The following is a 20,957-nucleotide window of genomic DNA, read 5'->3' as shown; positions in this document are numbered from 1 at the left end:
GTCTTTAAAGGTAGACGATGACAGGTGCGGCTCTGGCGGTTATCCGCTGAACAAACGCGGGAATAAGGAAGAAACGGATGAATCTTATCGTTAAGCACGAAGTGACTGAGCAGGACCAGAGCGAGCTGTTTGCCGGTTTACGGCGTTACAACCAGCAGTTTGTTAATCTCAGCGAGTGGTCGCATCTGGCAGTCTATTTTCGCGACGACAGCGGCGTGATGCAGGGCGGCCTGATTGCCCGCCAGGAAGGGGAATGGCTCAATATTCATTATCTCTGGGTGCATGAATCGCAGCGCGGCAACGGGCTGGGGCGCGAGCTGATGCTGCGGGCCATGCAGGAAGCGCTGGCGCTCGGCTGTCGCCACGCGCTGGTCGATACCTTCAGCTTTCAGGCGTTACCTTTCTATCAAAAACTGGGATTTGCAGAGCAGATGACGCTGGCGGATTTCCCGCATAAAGGGATGCAGCGTCATTACCTGACCAAAGATTTACTGGCCTGATGTCAACCCGCCAGATCTTGCAAACTCTCAGGCGCGGTTCCGCTGGAGTATGCCGAAAGCTGGCCAAACAGCGGATCCCACTGCGCGATCTCCAGCGACGCAATTAGCCCCTCGCGGGAAAAGGGATCGGCTTCCACCATCGCTTTCACTTCGCTGATGTCGCGGGCGCGAAACAGGATAAAACCGCTGCGCAACGCCGCGCCTTTTATCGGCCCGGAGGCGATGATTTTCCCCGCGTTGATAAGCCCTTTCAGGTACAGCACATGCTCACGGACATGCGTATCCCACCCTCTGCCGTCCGGGTGTGACATAGTGACGGTATAAACATTCATTCAATGATGCTCCTCTCTGCTCAGTGAAAATCGAGTGTAGTCATCCCTCATGGTATTTAAAATGGGCTGGTAATGGCTTCAGAAACAACCAGGAGTAGTGAATGCTGGATAAAATCACTGGAATGCGCGTTTTTGTTAGCGTGGTGAAAAAAGGATCCTTTGCCGCGGCGGCACAGGCGTTAACCCTCTCTCCGCAAATGGTGGCGCGCCACATTGCGGCGCTGGAGCAACACCTGGCGACGCGGCTGTTAAACCGCACGACGCGTAAACAGAGCATAACCCCTACCGGGCAGGACTATTTCTACCGCTGCGTAGCCATACTGGATGCGCTGGACGAGGCCGAGCGGGCCGCGCGCGGGACGGCGCTGCTCCCCTACGGCACGCTCAGGCTGAACGCTCCCGTCACTTTTGGCCGCTACGCGCTGGCCCCGTTTCTGACGGCGTTTCTGCAACGTTACACGCAACTCCGCGTGGAGCTGACGCTGACGGATGCGCTGATCGATCCGTTGGAACATGGCATTGATGCCGTGATCCGCATTGGAGAACTGGCGCCTTCCCTGCGGCTGGCGGCCAAACCGCTTTCACCCTACCGCCTGATTGCCTGCGCCTCGCCGCGCTATCTGGAAAAACAGGGCACGCCGCAACATCCCGACGAACTACAACAACACAACTGCCTGGGTTTTACGCCCTGGCTGCACGACAACGCCTTCCACTGGCCTTTTACTCATGGTGATGATCGGGGGGACGTTCAGGTCAGCGGTTCGTTAACGATCAATGACTGGGGCGCGATGCTGGAGGCCGCGCTGTGCGGCGGCGGCGTGCTGCTCGGCTATGAGCTGGCATTATCTGAACCGCTGCGCCGCGGTGAACTTGTCCGTTTACTGCCGGAGTATGCGTTTCCGCAAAAAGCCATGCATCTGCTGTATGACCCGCGCCGCGCAGGCGAAACCCGTTTACGGGTGCTAATTGATGAGCTGTGCGCCCGCTTACCCTGAGCCGCTCGGGAAAACGCCCTCCGGAGTGAGGAAAACCAGCGGCGCGCAATTATTCGCAGTAGTAGCAGTGATTACGGGGCTGCGGTGGTATATGAACCGGTCACATGGGTAACACTTTCTGATTTAATCGGCCCTGATTATACGATGGTTTCGTCTGGCATCCGTTTATGCCTTTTGTAGCATCGCGTCGGTGGCCGCTACCGCGCGGTTACGCCCCTGCACTTTCGCCTGATACAGCGCCTTATCCGCGCCCTCTTTCAGCCGCTGCGCTTCGTCGGCGTTCAGTTCGGCGGTGATGCTGTAACACCCGGCGCTGATGGTCAGCGTGCCCTGCGCGCTACCGGTTTGCTCATGCGGTATTTGGGCACCGCGTACGATGTTAACCGCCTGGCGCGCGACGAAAAGCGCCGCTTCCGGGCCGGTATCCGGCAGGATAATGGCGAATTCTTCACCGCCGTAGCGGGCAATCAGATCGCGCGTGTTCAACTGCAGTTTATGCAGAATTTCGCCTACCGCCCGCAGGCAGTTATCACCCGCGACATGGCCGTAATAGTCGTTATAGTGCTTGAAATAATCGATATCGATCATGATAAGCGAGACCGGTTTTTGCTTCAGCGCGGAGGCTTTCAGGCTTTTTGCTAAAAAGAGATCAAACTGCCGACGGTTAGCCAGGCCGGTCAGCCCGTCGGCCAGCGCCATTAGTTGCAGAGTGTGGTTGATGCTGGTCAGTTCATCACGCAGTTCGGCAAGTTCGTTCTGGTTGCGAACGTTCATGCGCACCTGGCGGAAAATAATCGCCCCCATCAGCAGCGTGCCCACCAGTAGCAGGGCATTCAGCACCAGATCCGGCAGGCTCTCTTTCACCCAGGATGCCCACAGCGCCGGTTTGTCATACCCTGCGGCCACCACCAGCGGATAGCGCTCCAGCCGTGCAAATCCGTAAATGCGCTCAACATGGTCCAGCGCGGAAACCCAGGTGCCGTTGCCGCGATCTTTTTTCTCCAGTTCCTGCGTAAATAGCGGGCTGGCAGAGAGGTTACGGTTAATCACATCATCCGCAAAGGGCCGCACATACAGGGTGTTGCCGTCGGTATTTAACAGCGCCAGCAGGTCGCGGTTTTGCAGCTCAAAATAGCTGTAAAAATGGCGGAAATAGTCGAGTTTCACCGTTGCCAGCAGTACGCCGGTAAAGCCGCCCGCGCTGTCACTGATACGTAAAGAAACCGGGATCACCAGATCGCCGGTCGAACGGCTGCGGATCACATGCCCGATATGAATACTGCCGTGGGCGTTACGCCGGTGATAAATAAAGTATTCGCGGTCACTGTTGTTGGACTGAGCCGGAATTTTGCCAAACGACGTGGCAATCATATTGCCCTGCGGATCGTAGACCATGAGCCCATGCAGTTGTGGAATATGTTGCTGGAGTTCGGACAGATAGTTATTGAACTGATGGTTATTGATGTCGTTGATGCCCGTGGCGGGCAGATTACGCCTGATGTCCCGCAGGGCCGTTTCTGCCTGCAGAAACGTGTCTTCCGCCTGGCGCGCCTGCGAAACCGATAAGTTAATGGCGTCGCGTTCGGTATCCGCCACTTCCTTTTGCCATGAACGGGTCAGTGTCCATGCGCTGGTTGCGATACCCGCCACCAGCAGCACAACCATACAGAATGTAATACTACGGCCGAGAGAAGAGTTGAGCGCCAGCCCACGAGCGACCTGTTTCCTGAAATTCATCGTCTCCCCTTCATCACGTCTCCTGATATGCAATTAATCATAGAAGCGCGATGATTTTTAAACCAAATAACTCAGACTTTTTTGCGGCTCGTCAGCGATGGCGAGATGCGTTGGGGCCAGTTAATGGGGGAAACGCCATTGAGTACCGGGCGGGCAAACAGGAACCCCTGGAAGCGCTGAACGCCTACCGCTTCCAGCCAGCACCACTCTTCGATTTTTTCGACGCCTTCAGCCACCACGGTGATTTGCAGTTCGGCGCAGCAATCGAGAATCGCTTTCACAATCGCCTGCTTCGGGCCGTGCAGATGAATGTCGGTGACAATGGTGCGGTCGATTTTGAGTTTGTCGGGCTGGAATTTTGCCAGCAGCGACAGCCCGGCAAAACCGGAACCAAAATCATCAATCGCCAGGCCGATTCCGGCGGCGCGAAGCTGGCGAATGGCCCAGGTGAACTCTTCGTAGCCGGAAATGACCTCATCTTCCGTCACTTCCACGATGATTTGCCCGGGGTTGAGCTGATTGCGAGTGATGTGGTTGAGCAGAATGTCCACCGCGCCGGGAATTTTCACCAGCGACATCGGTAACAAATTGATGGCCACCTTGTGGTTGCCAATTCCCAGGCGTCTGGCCATCGCCAGCGCCCAGCCTTTGGAAGCAAGATCCGCTTCATGCAGTTTGTTGGGCGCAATGGTGGCGAAATACTCCTGCGGGCTGCCGCCGTTCGGCCCGCGGATCAGCGCTTCCAGCGAGGAGATATTGCCGCGCAGCGGTTCAATGATCGGCTGGAAAGCAAACTGGCACGGCTGCTCTGCAGTAATCGGCGCGCTGACGTTATTGAACGGCGAGGTTTTAATGGTGAAAGACCACTGCTCCGGCTCGGTATTGCGTATCCCGCCATTGCTCTTCGGCGAGGCGATAAAATTGCGGATAAATTTGTAAACCCGATCATTGCTTGCCAATTGATACTTCAGCGTGCCGAAACGCAGAATCGCACGCAGCACGGCGGGCGCTGTCATCGCGCAGAGATCAAACAGCATCATGCCGCGATCGACAAACCGGCGGCGCGGCGCATAATCACGCAATAATTCAACCACATGGCTGTGGCGGTTATCCCGGTTTATGCGTTCGTAGACCACATTTACTGCGGCCAGCGGCCCTTCAAGAATCTGTAAGAAATGATCGCCATCGAACAGTAAAATCCCCGTGACCTGCAACTGTGAATTGCGCAGATTTGCTCGCTCGACAAGTGACGTCAGCTGAGAGGGATCTAATGTGCAATTCAGGCGGCTACGGTAAATCAAAGTCGCTAACACAAGAAGTTACCCTCAGAATGCCTGGAAAAAAAACAATTAGATGATGCAATCGCGCGATCTTAGCAAGATTGCAAGCATTCAGTTCGTTGATTAAGGGCCATTCTGTTAGCGTTCTCGCTGGCTTAAAATGGTGAGTCGGGCACGATAACCGTTACGAATATGTTGACAAGCCGCTTCTTGTGCGGCAAGGCGGTCCCGGCGCGCCAGCGCATCAACAATCGCCTGATGCTCGCGCTTCGCCTCTTCGGTCCGCTCTTTTAGCTCGTAGGTGGTGCCGCGCAACAGCGACAGATGGATGCGTAAATTATCCAGCATTTCGTTCAGATAGGGATTGTGGGTGGCGCGGTAAATCTGGCGGTGGAACATCCGGTTATGATCGTGCAGCGCTTTACTGTCGGTAAGCGTCGCTTCTTTGTTGATCATCTCCTGCAATAGCGCAATCTCTGCGTCTGACGCGGCGGAAACCGCCAGATCCATGGCCAGACGCTCCAGCCCTTCGCGCACATCAAACAACTGGCGAAGACGTTCATAGCTGATATGCGCAATGATCAGCCCGCGTTGCGGACCCGGTTCGGCAAGACCCAGCGTTTCCAGCCGGTGCAGCGCTTCACGGATGGGCGTACGGCTCAGGCCAAATTGCTCCGCCAGCCGCGTTTCCTGCAAACGTTCTCCGGGTTGCAGTTCCCCTGCTTCAATGGCGGAAAGCAATATCTCAAAAGGCGTCAAGCCCGCATCGCGACCCGTTGATTTCACGTTTTTAGCTCCGTTTAACTGTTCTTTTATTGGCCTTAATTAAGGCTGTGCACCCTGCCGTAGCATCTTGCCACAGGAAAGGTAACGCTTTTGCTTTTTTTGTTCTGAGCTTATCTAAAAAATATCTTTTGACGTTTGTCGGATGGCTGATATGGTTAATTTACATTCATTGTATACAAATGAATTCAATATAAAACAAAACGAATTTCTGACATTTTTATTTGTAAGCCAACACCAGGAAATCTTCTTTCACAATGACAAAGAACGCAGATGTTGACCTAACCCGTGGAGAACAGCTAAGCCATTTTATCAGCCATGCTAACCAACTCACCGTGCCGCCAGCCGTGCGGCATGAAGCTAAACGCGCACTGATCGATTTTCTTGGCGTCGCGCTCGGCGCCGTCAATGATGATGCGGTTAATGCGGTTCGCAAGGTGGCGAAAACATGGAATGCTTCCGGTGAAGCGCGCATTTTCCTTTCCGGTACGACCACCCCCGCACTTGCCGCACTGATTAACGCCACCATGGCGCATGCCGCCGATTACGACGATACCCACCCTGCTGGCGCTGGTCATCCGGGCGGCCCTTGCTGGTCTACCGCGCTGGCGATGGCGCAGGCGCATCCGCAGGATGAAGAGCAGGTGCTGCGGGCCTTTATCGCAGGCTTCGAAGTGATGGCGAAACTCGGCGGCGGCTGGGTGCCGGGCGTTGGGCGTAATCTGCAACGCCGTGGTTTTCATCCCACTTCCGTGGTCGGACGCGCCGGTGCTGCGGCCGTTGCGGCGGTAATTTTGCAGCTTTCACAAGAACAGGTGCGCAACGCGCTCGGCGCGGCAGCCACCATGATGGGCGGTTTGCAGAAATCGTCCGGCACGCACGGCAAACCCTTCCATGCCGGTAAAGCGGCAATGGATGGCATTCTTGCGGCGCAACTGGCGGCTGAGGATTTTGTTGGCGCACACCATTTTTATGAAGCGGACGGCTGGGTAAAAATCTTTATCCAGGACGGCAGCGCCGAGATCCCTCCTCTCGATTTCGGCGAAAGCTGGGAACTGCTGACCAACGGCTACAAGCTGTACGCCAGTTGTCGCGGCACGCACGCCTCCATCGAAACGGCGCGCAAAATTTACCCGCAATTACAGGGACGAAAAATCACCCGTATCGCGGCGAAAGTCCACCCGATGGGGATGGTGAATGCCGGGATCATGAATCCCCGCACGCCGCTGGAAAGTAAATTTAGTATTCCACATTGCATCACACTTGCCCTGAGTGGTTATGCGCTGACCGACACCGATTTCACCCAGACCACGATTGACGATCCCCGCCCGCGCGCCCTGCTGCCGCTGCTGGAGGTTGAGGCGGTGGACGGGCAATCCGCCAGCTCGGCATTTATCGATGTCTGGCTGGACGACGGTTCGGTTATCCACGCGCATACTGATGTTTATCGCGGGCATGCACAAAATCCGCTGAGTGATGAAGAGTTACGCGCCAAGTTTGACTCGCTGACGATCCCCGTCCTCGGCGCGGAACGTAGCGCTGCTCTGTATGACGCTGCCGCCCATTTTGAGCGCCCGGGTTCTCTGGCGCGGATCACCGGACTGCTGGCCGGCGATCGCTGATTCATTTTTGTACAGGACATTATCATGACCATTGCCCGACAACTTGCCGGTAATTTGCTGGCGTTCTCCCGGCAGGCTTTCCCGCAAGCGGCGTATGCCCAGGCCCGCACCGCGATTATTGACACGCTCGGCGTGACGCTGGCCGGTGGCGTGCAGGACGGCGCTGTGAAACTGCGCAGCGTTATTGTCCCGAGCGCCGCCAGCGGCCACAGCCGCGTATTCGGCACGAACCTGCAACTGAACGCGCTGGATGCCGCGCTGCTGAACGGTGTCTCTTCTCACCTGCTCGATTTTGATGATTCCAATTCATGGCTGCACGGCCATATTTCCGTGGCGGTTTTGCCTGCTTTGCTGGCGCTGGCGGATGAACAGGATCTGAATGGCGATGCGGTGCTGCGTGCCTATATTACGGGTTATGAAACGGCGGTACGCATGGGTAAGGCGGTCAGCCCTTTCCAGTATCGTCACGGCTGGCATCCGACGACCACGGTCGGTGTGTTTGCGGGCGTTGCCGCCTGTGCGGTGATCCTCGGGCTGAATGAAGAGCAGACGGCTACCGCGCTGTCGATTACCGCCTCGCTGGCCAGTGGCATCAAATCCAATTTCGGCAGTGAAACCAAAGCGCTGGCGGTGGGCCAGGCGGCACGCAGCGCGGTAATGGCCTGCAAACTGGCACAAAGCGGTTTTACCGCCGGGCAACGCGCATTCGAACAACACCAGGGTTACTTTCATGTCTACAACGGCGTGGAGAATGTGGATTCGCTGCCGCTGACCGAAAGCTGGAATGAAACGCCCTTTATTCTCGATACGGTGAAAAGCAATAATTACAAATACTTCCCTTGCTGCTACGCTATTTTGTCACCGCTTGATGGGGTACTGGCATTGCGCGAAGAGACCGGCCTGCAACCGCACGAGGTTGAGCGGATCGCTGTACAGGTTCACCCGATTCGTTTTCCGCATATCAATATTCCTGAGCCGGTCAATCCGCTGGCCGGGAAGTTCAGCCTGCACTACTGCGTGGCGCGGGCGTTCGTGACCGGTTCGCTGACGCTGGATGATTTTATTGATGATGCGCTGTTCGCCGATCCGGCCACGCAAACGTTAATGCGCAAAGTGACGCTGGAGCGCCATGATGAAGAGATCACCCATAGCGCGTTTGTGACGCTCACTACCACCGACGGGCGTGAGTTTACACGGCGCGTTGCCGGAGCGCGGGGTTCCAGCCCGGCTATTCCGCTACCGGATAATTTGATTGAACAGAAGTTTCTTGACTGCGCCAGCCGCGTGTTGACGAAAGAGGCAGCGCAGGCGCTCTATCAACGCCTGCTGCACGATGATTTTCGCTAACGGGATGCAAAATGGTCCTGACGTTAATTCCACCTGAGATCACACCGCTGTTTGCGGCAGTGATGGTATTTTGCAGTTTCCTCACGTCTGCACTGACAGCGGCAATGGGATTGGGTGGCGGTACGGCCCTGTTGGCGATCATGGGGCTGGGTATGCCGGTCAGCAGCCTGATGCCGGTGCATGGTTTGGTGCAACTCGGTTCGAACCTGAGCCGGACGCTGATCCAGCGTATGTATGTCGTGTGGCCACTGGTGCTGTGGTTTTTGCTTGGTTGCGCCGTCGGCATTGCTGTTGGCGCGCCGGTGGCTGCGGTGATCCCGGACAGCGTTGCGCGCATTGCGCTGGGGCTGTTTATTCTCTGGTCGGTGTTACGCAAACGCGGCGAACAAAAACCGCTCAGTCGTCCGTTTTTCATTATCGGCGGCGGGATCAGCAGCCTCGGCACAATGATCGTTGGCGCGACCGGGCCTATGGTGGCCGGGCTTATCAGCTCGCAAGGGTTGAAACGCCAGCCGCTGATCGCCACCCATGCCACCTGCATGGTGCTGCAACATGGGCTGAAAATTCTGGCGTTCGGGCTGATGGGTTTTGCGTGGGCTAACTGGCTGCCCTTGCTGGCGGCGATGATTATCAGCGGCGCGCTTGGCACCTGGCTGGGAACGCAGGTGCTGGATAATGTGCCGGAGCGGCTGTTCCGCATTCTGTTCCGCCTGACCATGATCCTGCTGAGCGCGCAGTTGCTGTGGCAAGGTGTACAGAGCTGGTAATAATTCTTTCGGCAGCCTGTGAATATGCTTTACTGAATTCGTTCTTTGCTAAATGCGCCATGGATGGCGAACATAGGTATACAAACGGACACGCTAGTAAAATCGTAATAAATACAGTCAATTAATCGGATAGCCACTTTTAAAAAGGATAACCCATGCTGAAAAGAACCCATCTTGCTGCGTCAGTTCTGCTGCTGGCGCTGAGCAGTTTGTTGATGCCAGCCCAGGCGGAAAATGCCCCTGTCACAAATGGCGATACCCTGAAGAAAATCAAAGCCCGTGGTGAACTGGTTTGCGGTGTTCACCCTGCCCGCCACGGTTTTGCCGCCATCAACAGCAAAGGTCAGTGGGAAGGCCTGGATGTTGATTTCTGCCGTGCGCTGGCATCGGCGGTATTTGGCGATCCGTCAAAAGTCCGTTTCACTCCGCTGTCGACGGCGCAACGTTTTATGGCGCTGCAATCCGGCGAAGTGGACGTGCTGTCGCGCAATACGACGGCGACATTAACCAATGACGTTGCGCTGGGCATCAGCTTCGCGCCGCCTAACTTTTATACCGGCACCGGTTTTATGGTGCGCGCCAATAGCGGCGTGAAGAAAATTGAAGATCTCGACGGCGCAACCGTTTGTGTCACGCCGAGCAGCACCGAGCGTAACGTGGCGCAGATTTTTGGTTCGCGCAATTTGCACTACACGCCGGTGGTTATCGAGAACAACAAAGAGTATGTAGCGGCCTATCTTTCCGGGCGCTGTGACGTGATCGCCCGCGATAAAGTGGCGCTGCCGGGTATTCTGGCGTTTGATACCGACAAGCCGCAGGATCACGTGATCCTGCCGGGGATGTACTCAAAAGAGCCGCTGGCAATGGCCGTACGTAAAGGCGACAGCCAGTGGTACGACATTGTGAAATGGGTGGTTTACGCCACTTTTGATGCCGAAGAGATGGACGTCAACCAGAGCAACGTTGATGAAAAACTGAAGTCCACCGATCCGGATGTTCAGGCGCTGCTGGGCGTGACCGGCGGTTTTGGTCAGAAACTCGGGCTCGATGACAAATGGGTGTACAACATCGTCAAACAGGTGGGCAACTACGGTGATATCTACAACCGTCATTTTGGCCCCAACAGCCCCGAACCGCTGGCTCGTGATTTAAATAATCAGTGGAACAAAGGCGGCTTGCTTTACGGTTTGCCGATCCGCTAACCGCAAGGCTGCCCTCATCCGGGGGCAGCCCCTTTCACCCCGCGAAGAACAACGTTTAATGATGAAACAGTCTGACAATTCCGGTGCTACGGTGATGGCGTCTGCCACCACGCAACCGGCCGCCGCGTTTCGCCTTTTCACCTTTTTCGGCGGCAAAACCGTACGTAGCTGGTGCTATCAGCTGCTGCTGGCGCTGCTGTTAACGGGTTTTAGCTACTGGCTTTACAGCAATGTGGTGGCGAACCTGCATGCGCAACGCATTGCGACCGGTTTTGGTTTTTTGCACCAGAGCGCGCAGTTCGCCATTGGTGAAACGCTGATTAACTACACGCCGCAGGACAGTTACGCTCGCGCACTCGCTGTCGGCCTGCTCAATACCCTGTATGTGACGCTGTGCGGCATTGTGCTGGCAACCGTGCTGGGGTTTATCGTCGGTATTGGTCGCGTCTCGAAAAACTGGCTGTTGGTGAAAATCTCGGTCACCTACGTTGAAATGTTGCGTAATGTGCCGGTGATTTTGCATGTGATTTTCTGGTCGATGGTGATCCGCAACCTGCCCGCGCCGCGTGACGCCATTGTGCTGCCGGGCGGTTTTTTAACCAACCGTGGATTAACCTTTACCGTGCCGGCCGCTCACAGCGGTTGGCTGTGGGCTTTTGTTGCGCTGCTGGTAGCCTGCACGCTCAGTTTGCTGCTTTCGTTGGTGGCGCGCCGCTGGCGTGAGCGTCACGGCAAAATGCTGCCCACCGGGCGTATTCGGCTGGCGTTGATTATCGGCCTGCCACTGCTGGCGTGGTGGTTGTGCGGCGCACCGCATGAACTGAATCGCCCGGCGCTGCGCGGCTTCAATTTCCGCGGTGGGTTTAATATCACTCCGGAGTTTACCGCCCTGCTGCTTGGCATTGCGCTCTACTCATCTTCCTATATTGCCGAGATCGTTCGTGCGGGCATTCAGTCTGTGCCGAAAGGCCAACTGGAAGCGGCGCGCGCCCTGTCGTTTTCGCCGTGGCACGTGATGCGCCACGTGGTGATCCCGCAGGCGATGCGGGTGATGGTGCCGCCGCTGGCGAGTAAGTATGTCAGCCTGGCGAAGAACAGCTCGATTGCCGTGGTTATCGGCTATCCGGAACTGGCGAATATCAGCAACACCATGATGAGCCAGACCGGCCAGGCGCTGGAGGCGATCGCCATTATGATGGTGGTCTATCTCATCATCAGCGGAACGACCTCTCTGCTGATGAACCTGTTTAACCGCTACGTCGCCATTAAAGAGCGCTAAGGAACCGTTATGCAAAATGCCGTGGTTTTCTGGCTGCGCCGTAATTTGTTCAGCAGCGTTGCGCAGACGGTACTGACGCTGCTGCTGTTAACCGTAATAGGGCTGGTTGCTTCAACGCTGATCCGCTGGGGCATTATCGACGCCATCGGTTTTCATGGCACGGCAGAACAGTGCCGGGCCGCCACCGGGGCCTGCTGGGCGGTGATTGGCGAAAAGTATCGCCCGATCCTGTTTGGTCTTTATCCCTATGATGAGCAGTGGCGCGCAGCGCTGGCGATGCTGGTGTGGTTTGTCACCGTTGGTTTATCACTCTCGCCAATGTGCTGGCACTCGCGCTTATTGTGGCCGCTGTGGCTGGTATCGATTGCGCTGATGTCGGTGTTGATGAGCGGCGGTTTTTTTGGGCTGAAAGCGGTGCCCTCATCTGACTGGGGCGGTTTGCCACTCACCCTGCTGCTCTTTTCCGGCACTGTAATCATCGGTATGCCGGTTTCGGTCATCCTCGCGCTCGGACGCCGTTCGCCGCTGCCGTTTCTGCGCGGCCTGTCGGTCATTTTTATTGAAAGTCTGCGCGGCGTGCCGCTGATCACCATTCTGTTTGTCGCGGTGAATGTGTTCCCGCTATTTTTACCGGCAGGCATGGAGGTCAATAAACTGCTGCGCGTGATTATTGGTATTGCGCTGTTCTTTGCCTGTTACCAGGCGGAAGTGATCCGTGGCGGTTTACAGGCGGTGCCGCGCGGCCAGTATGAAGCTGCTGCCGTGCTGAATCTGGGGTACTGGCACACCACCACGAAAATCGTGCTGCCGCAGGCGCTGCGTATCTGCCTGCCAGCGGTGACCAACCATATTATTGCGGCAATGAAAAACTCGTCGTTTGTCATCATCATTGGGTTGTTCGATGTGCTGACTGCCACTACTGCTGCGATGCAGGATCCGCAGTGGCGTCGCTACTACATCGAAACCTACGTGTTCATTGCCGGTCTCTATTTAGTGTTTGGCTTTTTGCTTTCCCGTTATGCCGTGTGGGTAGAAAAACGCATTGATGCCAGCCGTAATCCTGAAGGAGTTTCGTGATGCAAGCCACTTCGCCCGCGCAAGACGCGATTATTCAATTAACCGGTGTCAGTAAATGGTACGGGAAATTTCAGGTGCTGGATGAGGTATCGCTCAGCGTGAAAAAAGGGGAACGCGTGGTGATTTGCGGCCCTTCTGGCTCCGGAAAATCAACGCTGATCCGCTGCATTAACCGGCTGGAAGAGCATCAGAAAGGCCAGATTCTGGTGAACGGCATCGAAATGAACGACAACGTGCGTAATATCAGTCGTATCCGTCTGAGTATTGGCATGCTGTTTCAGCAGTTTAATCTGTTTCCGCACTTAAGCGTGCTGGATAACCTGATTATCGGCCCGACACTGGTGCGCAAGATGAGCCGCGCGCAGGCAACGGAACTGGCGATGCATTATCTGGAAAAAGTGCAGATTGCCAATCAGGCGCATAAGTTCCCGCTGCAACTCTCTGGCGGCCAGCAGCAGCGTGTGGCCATTGCCCGCGCACTCTGTATGCAACCAGAGATAATGCTGTTTGATGAACCCACTTCGGCGCTCGATCCGGAGATGATCAAAGAAGTGCTGGACGTAATGCTCGATCTCGCTGAAAGCGGTATGACGATGATTGTGGTCACCCATGAGATGGGGTTTGCCCGCACCGTTGCGGATAACGTGGTGCTGATGGCCGACGGGCGCATTGTCGAATCCGCCCCGCCAGAAACCTTTTTTACCCAGCCTGCGCATCCGCGTACCCGCCAGTTTCTCGACCAAATCCTTAGCCATTAATTATTGCGCGGCGCTACTTACGCCGCGCAGTATTCCCATTTCCCTATTCGCTGTCTGTACAATTCCCCTGCAAAATATAATGTTTTTTTGACTGTTGTTGAGGCAATATTTAACGAATGCTGCTGTTTTGCTGATATTTGGCTGCGCAAAAATGTAAACACATTAGCCCGCTATGTTAATGTTTCTATTTTTCGTCGCTTAATTTTCAGGCTTTTATGCATGGCTGGCTGGTAATTTGGCTTAAGGATTTACTTATCGCTGGTGAATTTTCACTTCATCATTTTTCTTTCGCAAAATCATAACAATATTTATCAACGGAACGGTAAGCCTGACTTAAAAAATATTTATCACAGCTACTTTCCGTCAGCCCCAGGTTTGTGGAGAATGCATCGGTAATAACAACAAATCGACTGGCCGGTAAATTATAAAAAAAGCCATTACCGCGTCAGCAATACTTTTTTGATCGCGGTATATTGTGGGGAATATTCATGAAGCGTAACACTCCTGTTACACAGAAAGAGTTTTTGCTTAACGATGGCACGACGCTGTTGTCGACCACTAACACACACAGCCATATTACTTATGCTAACTCCGCTTTTATTGATGCCAGCGGATATAGCGAAGATCAACTTATGGGTGAGGCGCATAATATAATTCGTCACCCTGATATGCCGCCTGCGGCATTTAGCGATATGTGGTTCACTATTCAGCAAGGAGACAGTTGGACCGGGATCGTTAAAAACCGCCGTCTCAATGGCGATCACTACTGGGTTCGCGCCAACGTCACTCCGGTATATCAGCAAGGAGAGCTCACCGGTTATATCTCGGTGCGAAATATCCCAACCCGTGAAGAAATTGACGCCAGCGCTGAACTTTATCAGCAGGCGAATGAAAACAAGCTCCGCGGACATCGTTTTTATAAAGGACTGGTTGTTCGCCGTGGTTTATTTTCTTTTTTCTCCATCTTCCAGCGAATCAGTGTTTCAAAACGCATAAATGTTGGCACGATTATTACCGCCGCCCTGCTCGTTGCGCTGCAATTTGTTCCTTTCGATGCCGCAGAAAAAGCCGGAAGTGCAATTATTATATTAGGTTTGTTGTCAGTTTTTTTGCACAGCCAAATATCTCGTCCGCTGAAAATTGTGCTCGAACAAATGCAGAAAGTGGTTTCCGGCCGCCAGGGCGATTATGTGCGCTTTAATCGTGTGGATGAAATTGGTTTATTGATGCGTCTGGTTAACCAGGCCGGGTTAAATCTCAGTTCGCTGGTGGGCGATGTCTCGACGCAAATCAACGGTATCCGTGTGATCAGCGGGCGTATTACCAGCGAAGGCGAATCCCTGCAACGCCGCACGGAAGAAACCTCCGGCGAACTGCATCAGACTGCCGCCGCGGTAGAAGAGATTGCCAGCGCCGTGCGCCAGACAGCGGAAACCGCTGCCGAAGCGATGGTCAGAGCGGATGAAGCCAGCGCCAGCGCGATGGAAAGCGGTAATGTGATGAAAAAAACGATCGGCATGATGCAGTCTGTTTCTGCGGATAACAGCAAAATCGTCGATATCATTAGCGTCATCGACAGTATCGCCTTCCAGACCAATATCCTGGCGCTGAATGCGGCGGTGGAAGCGGCGCGTGCCGGAGAGTCCGGCCGTGGCTTTGCCGTGGTTGCCGCCGAAGTGCGCAATCTGGCGCAACACTCGGCCTCCGCCGCGCGCGAGATCCAGACGCTGATTGAGCATAACGTGGCGAACGTGAAGAACGGTGTGGAGATGGTTGCCAATACGGAAACGCATCTGACGGCGATGATTGACAGCGTGATTAACATGTCCACGATGATCAAAGAGATTAGCACTGCGACCAACGAACAGACGCAGGCGCTGGAGCTGATTAACCAGTCCGTTTCCCGTATCGGGACCATGACCCACAACAACACGTCGATGGTGGAACAGGTAACCAGCGCGGCGGAAGATCTTTCAGAACGCGCAGCCCGCCTGCATCGCGCGGTACATGTGTTCGGCGGTAGCTGATCAACACATGCTATAGTCGTTGCGGGCATTTTTGTGCAAAAGGCGAAGCATGATGTTACTCAGAGCTGTGCTGTTTTTTATCCTGACGGCGGCCACCTGTGCCGCCGCTTCTCTCTCTCCTCCCGCCGGATTTATGCAGCCGCCGGAACAAAAGGCTTCAGGCGATAAAACCGTAAAATGCCCGAATGTTCCCGCGCCGTTTACCGGCGTGCTCGATTTCCCCAGCAAATATGCAGGCTCCGACAGCGCCCGTGCCACGCTCAATCCGCAGGCCGATGCGGCGTTTCACCAGCAGACGCTGCCTATCACCGATATGGAGCGCTATATCAGCCGTCAGGTCACCGCCTGGGCGCACAGCGGCAATGCGCAATATGTTGCCTGCACGGTGGCCGCGCTGGATCAATGGGCCAGCGCGGGCGCGTTAACGGAGCGCGCCAATAATCATACCGGCAGGTCAATGCGCAAATGGGCGCTGGCCACCTTCTCCTCCGCCTGGTTGCAACTGGAATACGCGCCGCAGCATCCGCTTAACGCTTACCCGGCGCAGCAGCAAAATATTCAACGCTGGCTGGGGCGTCTGGGGGATTTGACCGTGAAAGAGTGGCATGATTTGCCGCTGGAGAGGGTTAACAACCATAGTTACTGGGCGGCCTGGGCGATCATTGCCACCGCCGTGGTAACGCAGCGACAGGATCTGTTCACCGCCGCGCTGGATATCTATCGCACCGCCATGCAGCAGGTGGATGATGAAGGCTTTTTACCCAATGAGCTGCGCCGCCGCCAGCGCGCCCTTTCCTATCATAATTACGCGCTGCAACCGCTGGTGATGATCGCGCTGTTTGCGCGGGCGAATGGCATTGATGCACTGGCAGAAAATCACGGCGCATTAAAACGCCTCGGCGTGCGGGTGATTGGCGGCCTGGATGACGCCAGCGCATTTACACAACGCACTGGCGTAGCGCAGGATAGGGCTTTTTTGCAACATCCGACGAACCTGGCCTGGCTTGACGCCTGGTGTTCGCTGTATGTCTGTGACAGTGCGTTGAAACAGCGGTTGGCCAGTTTGCGTCCGTGGCAAAATACGCGTCTGGGCGGCGACCTGAGCCGTCTGGCCGGTGTCGCCAGAGTTGAGTGAATCAATTATTGCCCATTTCCGGCAATCGCCAGGTAGTCCGTATAGAGTTGCGGCGCACCGGAGAACGAGGCCAGCGTGCGCCATTCGTCATACATGCGTTCTGTATCCTGGTGCGCTTTTACGAAGCTCAGCGCCTTTTCCGTGGAAACATCGAGCTCCGGATGAAATGAATTCAGCGAATCGAGGCTTTCGATTTCCAGCATTACCGCATACTGCTCCTGTCGGTTGCCGCCCTGACCTTTCAGTAAATGAAACTTCCAGCCGGGGTAATCTTCCACGCGGTGAATGTTATCGATAATAAATTGTTCAAAAGTTTGCGGTTTTACGCCAGCACGTAAGGCCAGATTATGAATGCCCACCACGCGCGAGCGCGTTTTTTGCCCGGCGACAACCTGATAATTGGGCCCTTCCGCCAGTGAGCTGTTGGTGTTTTCCGCGACCAACGAATAGGTGGTGAAAAGGGTCGGCAATTCGGCGAAGGTGGCATAGGTTTTCCACTCGGCAATCAACGCCAGCGCCTGTGGATGCTGTTGCCAGAAATTTTGCGCCTCTGCCGTTTGTTCGCCGTTCTCTGCAACATAACGGGAATAGAGCGGCAAACTCGGGGCTTCGTACAGCATCAGATACTGGTTTTCTCTCTCGCCGCGCAACCCTTTCAGGAGCGTCCAGCGCCATCCAGGATAAGCCGGGATCTGCACGCCGCGCTGGCGGACAAACTCTTCAAAATCAGCCTCAGTAACGCCTTTCTTTAAATTCAGGCCGATGTAATGCAGGCTAAAAATAGCCTGAGCTGCATTGTTCATAAAGACTCCTTTCTTCAGTTTATTAATCAACTACCGTGTAATGGCGCGTGCCAGCAGGCTTATCGCGATCAGGATCGCCACCCCGGCGCTGAACACCGTGACCAGGCTGGTATGCTGCGCGAAAACGCCAATTAACGCCGGGCCGCTTAACAGCCCGGCATAGCCAAACAGTGTCACTGCGGGCAGCGCAAAGTGCGATGGCACCGGCTGATTCCCCGCGATCGAGAAAAGAATGGGCACGATATTCGCCAACCCTGCGCCTACCAGCGCAAACCCCGCCAGGGAAACGGCTGCACTATCAACCGACACCACCACCAGCAATCCTGCGGCGGCGCTTATCGCGCTGGCAATCAGCATTCTCAGATGGCCATAGCGATTAATCAGGCGATCGCCGTACAGCCTCGCCAGCGCGATGGCGACGGAATAGAGCGTGAAACCAAACCCCGCCTGCTGCGTTGCTACCCGCCGCTCGCTGTGGAGAAAAACCGCAGACCAGTCGAGCATTGCGCCTTCGATCATAAAGATGAAAAAGCACACGATAGCGATAAGCCGCATACCCGGATGTGCCAGCGCCTGGCATGTGCCGCCAGCCGCGCCGCTGTGCTGCGGGCGTTTTGCTAACAAATGCCCCGAGGCTGCGAGGACGATAACCGCCATCGCAAATGCCACCAGAACGCTTGCATAGCGTGGCGGCATATTTGCCCACAGCAGCAGGCTGATGCTTCCGGCACCGGCAATACAGCCGAGACTAAAAAAGCTGTGAAACCCGGCCATTCGCGCCTGTCCGGCTTCGCGCTCAACCACGACGGCCTGGCTGTTCATTGAGACATCCAGCAGGCCATTTGCCGCACCAAATAGCAGTAAAACCCCGCCCATAGCGGCGGGGGAAGTGACAGACAGCAGTAGCGAAAGGCAGACGCACAGCAGCAACGCGCAGCACAGGATCAACGCCCGGTAGCCAACGCGGTGGATCAAGCGGCCGTTGAATGGCATCGCCAGCATCGATCCAGCCGCCACACAAAACAGCAGTAAACCGAGCTCGCCATCGTCAAGCTGAAGCCCGCGCTTGACCAACGGGATCAGCGGCGCCCAGGCCGACACGCCCAAACCGGCAACCAGGAAAATCGCCCGCGTCGAGCGTTGTTGACGCAGATTTTCCGACGGAAAAATTCCAGAGAAATGACGCGTCATGGCTCACACTCCCCTGTTCTCTTCGTCGGGCTGACTTTCGGCAACTGCCAGGTAATCGGTGTAGATTTGCGGCGAGCCGGAAAACGAAGCGAGCTGCTTCCACTCTTCGTACATCTGCTTGGTATCCCGGTGCGCTCTGGCAAAAATGGCCGCTTCATCGGTGGCGATATCAGGTTGCGGGTAGAACTGATCCAGCGCCACCAGGCTGGCGATCTCCATCATCACCACATATTGATCGAGCCGGTTACCGCGTTCACCTTTCAGCAAACGAAATTTCCAGTCAGGGTAGTCCTCAATGCGGTGGTGATTCTCGGCGATGAAGGTCTCGAAGTCCTGCGCTTTAACATCCGGACGCAGCGCCAGATTGTGAATGCCAATAACCCGGGCTTCCGCCTCTTCACCGGGACGCTCGCGATAGCGCGGACCCTCGGTGACGGTGCTTTTTTTATTTTCTGCCAGCAGACGGTAATCGGTGTAGAGCGTTGGCAGCGCGCTAAATGTTCCCAGACGCTGCCACTCACGCAGGATCGCTTGCGCCTGCGGACGATCGCGCCAGAATTGGCGCGCCAGCGGCGTGAGATTGCCATCGGCGCGCTGATAGCGATCGCGGCATTCCGCGCTTTCAATTTCGTACAGCATCATAAATTGCCCGGCACGCTCACCGCGTAAACCGCGCAGCAATGTCCAGCGCCACCCCGGATAACAGGGGATCTTGCACCCTTTTTCGCGGACAAATTCCTCAAACTGCGCGTTGGTAACGCCAGCTTCGGTGTCAATCGCAATGTAATAGAGGCTAAAAACCGGTGCTGATACGTCCGTGTTTGTCACTGGCAACCTCCTGCTGTCGCCGGAAGAAAATTGGGTGTTGATGATAGCTTCAACCAGCGTCACGCCGTTTGGCGTGAGCGTGACGACATCATCGCGCACGGTGAGCAGGGTTTTCGAGGTTAACGTCTTCAGCGCGCGGCAGATAAACGGATTGCTGAAAAAACTACGCCCGTCAAAGCGTTTCCTGAATTCGTGATTGCATACCGGACGTAAGGTCGATAACGCCATTTTGAACGCATTCACTTCGCGCTGAAGCGGAGAAAAACCCTGGCTGCTGTCGATGGGCAGTTGTCCTTCGTCCAGCACCGCCTTGTAGCGCCGGTAGTCGGTGATATTAATGGCTTCCGCCAGCGAACATTTTGAACTGCCGCCGAGACCAATGGCCACTTCCGGATACTGTTTATCCAGATCGGTAATCAGCCCCTTCCATTTTTCTGCGTGTTGCGTGTTGCGGTGGAAATACATGGTGGGATGTTCGCGGTAATCCGCGGCGAGATAGCGTTCAATCAGTTCCCGCATCTGGTACTGCTTACCCAGCCCCGGGAACGCCTCGCTGTTAGCCCCCTTTTTCTGCCATAAACTTTGCCGTTGGCCGGAAACGCCCGTGCGTTGCTTCATAAACTCCGCAAGGTGCAGTTTGGTGCAGACGACATGAGAAATCGCCAGTTCACGGCATTTTTCCATATCATATTTCACGTCATCAACGCTTTGCCCCGGCAGACCGTAGATCAGGTCGATGCTGATCCAGTCAAAACCCACTTCGCGCGCGTTCGCGATGGTCTGTTCGCAGGTTTCGGCCGTATGCCTGCGCCCGCAAGCGGCGATGATGTCATTGTTGAACGACTGAACGCCGAAACTGATTTTGCTGAACCCCAGCGTTTTAAGTCGCTCCAGATAGGATTTGGTCAGCGTTGCCGGTTCGCCTTCAAAACGCAGCGTGGCGGCAGAAAGGTTGAAGTGCTGCTGGTAAAACGCCATCAGGCGCTGTAGCTCCGCCGCGGGTAACAGCGACGGTGTGCCGCCGAAAATATTAAATTCCCCTACTTCCGCTCCGGCAAGCGTGGGCACCTTGTCAAGCCACAGCGTGGCCTCCTTGATGTTGTAATCCACCAGTTGGCGAAAAACCGCCTGTGAGGGCGCGCTCTGCGGGTTGAGGATAATGGTCGGGAACTGACAGAAATGGCAGCGGTAGCGGCAGGTTGGGATCGACACCCAGAGGTGGATCTGCTTCGCCTGTGCGATATCGTGCGCCATGTCCTGGAAATACGCTTCCAGCGGGTAGTCTTTAATGTCG

Annotated in this window: 18 protein-coding genes and 1 pseudogene; 11 read left to right on the top strand and 8 right to left on the bottom strand. The window is 55.5% G+C overall.

What is annotated here, in order from left to right; genetic code table 11:
* The first annotated feature begins 77 nt into the window (after positions 1-77).
* Positions 78-500 carry a GNAT family N-acetyltransferase gene (locus AWR26_RS13125; protein WP_064566440.1) on the top strand — a complete coding sequence of 141 codons (423 nt, stop codon included), beginning with the start codon at positions 78-80 and terminating at the stop codon, positions 498-500.
* Positions 501-502: 2 nt separating this feature from the next.
* Here the strand turns inward: AWR26_RS13125 and AWR26_RS13120 are convergent, their stop codons facing one another.
* A complete protein-coding gene (locus AWR26_RS13120; protein WP_064566438.1) occupies positions 503-832 on the bottom strand; it encodes a YciI family protein in 330 nt (109 codons plus the stop codon).
* Between the two features lie 101 nt (positions 833-933).
* On the opposite strand from AWR26_RS13120, the gene AWR26_RS13115 reads away from it, so the two are divergent.
* The gene (locus AWR26_RS13115; RefSeq protein ID WP_082934100.1) at positions 934-1,827 is read left to right on the top strand and encodes a LysR family transcriptional regulator; all 894 of its coding nucleotides are present in this window, start codon (positions 934-936) and stop codon (positions 1,825-1,827) included.
* A gap of 165 nt (positions 1,828-1,992) precedes the next feature.
* Here the strand turns inward: AWR26_RS13115 and AWR26_RS13110 are convergent, their stop codons facing one another.
* From AWR26_RS13110 to AWR26_RS13100, 3 genes are all read right to left on the bottom strand, one after another.
* Positions 1,993-3,564 carry a GGDEF domain-containing protein gene (locus AWR26_RS13110; protein WP_064566436.1) on the bottom strand — a complete coding sequence of 524 codons (1,572 nt, stop codon included), beginning with the start codon at positions 3,562-3,564 and terminating at the stop codon, positions 1,993-1,995.
* Positions 3,565-3,635: 71 nt separating this feature from the next.
* On the bottom strand, positions 3,636-4,877 hold the full coding sequence (locus AWR26_RS13105; protein ID WP_064566434.1) for a diguanylate phosphodiesterase: 1,242 nt from the start codon (positions 4,875-4,877) through the stop codon (positions 3,636-3,638).
* A gap of 105 nt (positions 4,878-4,982) precedes the next feature.
* Complete coding sequence (locus AWR26_RS13100) at positions 4,983-5,630, bottom strand: GntR family transcriptional regulator (RefSeq protein WP_064566432.1); 648 nt, start codon at positions 5,628-5,630, stop codon at positions 4,983-4,985.
* 254 nt (positions 5,631-5,884) lie between these two features.
* Between AWR26_RS13100 and AWR26_RS13095 the strand changes: the two genes are divergently transcribed.
* From AWR26_RS13095 to AWR26_RS13055, 9 genes are all read left to right on the top strand, one after another.
* Complete coding sequence (locus tag AWR26_RS13095; protein ID WP_064566430.1) at positions 5,885-7,249, top strand: MmgE/PrpD family protein; 1,365 nt, start codon at positions 5,885-5,887, stop codon at positions 7,247-7,249.
* A gap of 24 nt (positions 7,250-7,273) precedes the next feature.
* Positions 7,274-8,596 carry an MmgE/PrpD family protein gene (locus tag AWR26_RS13090; RefSeq protein ID WP_064566427.1) on the top strand — a complete coding sequence of 441 codons (1,323 nt, stop codon included), beginning with the start codon at positions 7,274-7,276 and terminating at the stop codon, positions 8,594-8,596.
* Positions 8,597-8,607: 11 nt separating this feature from the next.
* Complete coding sequence (locus AWR26_RS13085) at positions 8,608-9,363, top strand: sulfite exporter TauE/SafE family protein (protein WP_064566426.1); 756 nt, start codon at positions 8,608-8,610, stop codon at positions 9,361-9,363.
* A gap of 155 nt (positions 9,364-9,518) precedes the next feature.
* Positions 9,519-10,565 carry an amino acid ABC transporter substrate-binding protein gene (locus AWR26_RS13080; protein ID WP_064566424.1) on the top strand — a complete coding sequence of 349 codons (1,047 nt, stop codon included), beginning with the start codon at positions 9,519-9,521 and terminating at the stop codon, positions 10,563-10,565.
* Positions 10,566-10,623: 58 nt separating this feature from the next.
* On the top strand, positions 10,624-11,844 hold the full coding sequence (locus AWR26_RS13075; RefSeq protein WP_064566422.1) for an amino acid ABC transporter permease: 1,221 nt from the start codon (positions 10,624-10,626) through the stop codon (positions 11,842-11,844).
* Between the two features lie 9 nt (positions 11,845-11,853).
* Complete coding sequence (locus AWR26_RS13070) at positions 11,854-12,921, top strand: amino acid ABC transporter permease (protein ID WP_064566420.1); 1,068 nt, start codon at positions 11,854-11,856, stop codon at positions 12,919-12,921.
* A complete protein-coding gene (locus AWR26_RS13065) occupies positions 12,921-13,679 on the top strand; it encodes an amino acid ABC transporter ATP-binding protein (RefSeq protein WP_007375069.1) in 759 nt (252 codons plus the stop codon). Before AWR26_RS13070 ends, AWR26_RS13065 begins: the two co-directional genes overlap by 1 nt.
* A 488-nt stretch (positions 13,680-14,167) precedes the next feature.
* Complete coding sequence (locus AWR26_RS13060; RefSeq protein ID WP_064566418.1) at positions 14,168-15,706, top strand: methyl-accepting chemotaxis protein; 1,539 nt, start codon at positions 14,168-14,170, stop codon at positions 15,704-15,706.
* 49 nt (positions 15,707-15,755) lie between these two features.
* The gene (locus AWR26_RS13055; protein ID WP_064566417.1) at positions 15,756-16,841 is read left to right on the top strand and encodes a mannuronate-specific alginate lyase; all 1,086 of its coding nucleotides are present in this window, start codon (positions 15,756-15,758) and stop codon (positions 16,839-16,841) included.
* A 5-nt stretch (positions 16,842-16,846) separates the two neighbouring features.
* Here AWR26_RS13055 and AWR26_RS13050 read toward each other — a convergent pair whose 3' ends face one another.
* From AWR26_RS13050 to AWR26_RS25735, 4 genes and pseudogenes are all read right to left on the bottom strand, one after another.
* Positions 16,847-17,644 carry a hypothetical protein gene (locus AWR26_RS13050; RefSeq protein WP_064566415.1) on the bottom strand — a complete coding sequence of 266 codons (798 nt, stop codon included), beginning with the start codon at positions 17,642-17,644 and terminating at the stop codon, positions 16,847-16,849.
* A 30-nt stretch (positions 17,645-17,674) separates the two neighbouring features.
* The gene (locus tag AWR26_RS13045; protein ID WP_064566413.1) at positions 17,675-18,835 is read right to left on the bottom strand and encodes an MFS transporter; all 1,161 of its coding nucleotides are present in this window, start codon (positions 18,833-18,835) and stop codon (positions 17,675-17,677) included.
* A 3-nt stretch (positions 18,836-18,838) separates the two neighbouring features.
* A complete protein-coding gene (locus tag AWR26_RS13040; RefSeq protein WP_064569010.1) occupies positions 18,839-19,663 on the bottom strand; it encodes a hypothetical protein in 825 nt (274 codons plus the stop codon).
* A gap of 738 nt (positions 19,664-20,401) precedes the next feature.
* Positions 20,402-20,917: pseudogene (locus AWR26_RS25735) on the bottom strand (radical SAM protein); the annotation flags it as partial.
* Positions 20,918-20,957: the final 40 nt, after the last annotated feature.

This window comes from Kosakonia oryzae (assembly GCF_001658025.2).
In the GTDB taxonomy this organism is placed as follows: Bacteria; Pseudomonadota; Gammaproteobacteria; order Enterobacterales; family Enterobacteriaceae; genus Kosakonia; species Kosakonia oryzae.
This window is presented reverse-complemented; position numbering and strand designations above follow the sequence as displayed.

Excerpts from the sequence above, each read along its gene's own strand:
- AWR26_RS13125 (WP_064566440.1), top strand. The coding sequence starts at position 78 with ATGAATCTTATCGTTAAGCACGAAGTGACTGAGCAGGACCAGAGCGAG.
- AWR26_RS13120 (WP_064566438.1), bottom strand. The coding sequence starts at position 832 with ATGAATGTTTATACCGTCACTATGTCACACCCGGACGGCAGAGGGTGG.
- AWR26_RS13115 (WP_082934100.1), top strand. The coding sequence starts at position 934 with ATGCTGGATAAAATCACTGGAATGCGCGTTTTTGTTAGCGTGGTGAAA.
- AWR26_RS13110 (WP_064566436.1), bottom strand. The coding sequence starts at position 3,564 with ATGAATTTCAGGAAACAGGTCGCTCGTGGGCTGGCGCTCAACTCTTCT.
- AWR26_RS13095 (WP_064566430.1), top strand. The coding sequence starts at position 5,885 with ATGACAAAGAACGCAGATGTTGACCTAACCCGTGGAGAACAGCTAAGC.
- AWR26_RS13090 (WP_064566427.1), top strand. The coding sequence starts at position 7,274 with ATGACCATTGCCCGACAACTTGCCGGTAATTTGCTGGCGTTCTCCCGG.
- AWR26_RS13085 (WP_064566426.1), top strand. The coding sequence starts at position 8,608 with ATGGTCCTGACGTTAATTCCACCTGAGATCACACCGCTGTTTGCGGCA.
- AWR26_RS13080 (WP_064566424.1), top strand. The coding sequence starts at position 9,519 with ATGCTGAAAAGAACCCATCTTGCTGCGTCAGTTCTGCTGCTGGCGCTG.
- AWR26_RS13075 (WP_064566422.1), top strand. The coding sequence starts at position 10,624 with ATGATGAAACAGTCTGACAATTCCGGTGCTACGGTGATGGCGTCTGCC.
- AWR26_RS13070 (WP_064566420.1), top strand. The coding sequence starts at position 11,854 with ATGCAAAATGCCGTGGTTTTCTGGCTGCGCCGTAATTTGTTCAGCAGC.
- AWR26_RS13065 (WP_007375069.1), top strand. The coding sequence starts at position 12,921 with ATGCAAGCCACTTCGCCCGCGCAAGACGCGATTATTCAATTAACCGGT.
- AWR26_RS13060 (WP_064566418.1), top strand. The coding sequence starts at position 14,168 with ATGAAGCGTAACACTCCTGTTACACAGAAAGAGTTTTTGCTTAACGAT.
- AWR26_RS13055 (WP_064566417.1), top strand. The coding sequence starts at position 15,756 with ATGATGTTACTCAGAGCTGTGCTGTTTTTTATCCTGACGGCGGCCACC.
- AWR26_RS13050 (WP_064566415.1), bottom strand. The coding sequence starts at position 17,644 with ATGAACAATGCAGCTCAGGCTATTTTTAGCCTGCATTACATCGGCCTG.
- AWR26_RS13045 (WP_064566413.1), bottom strand. The coding sequence starts at position 18,835 with ATGACGCGTCATTTCTCTGGAATTTTTCCGTCGGAAAATCTGCGTCAA.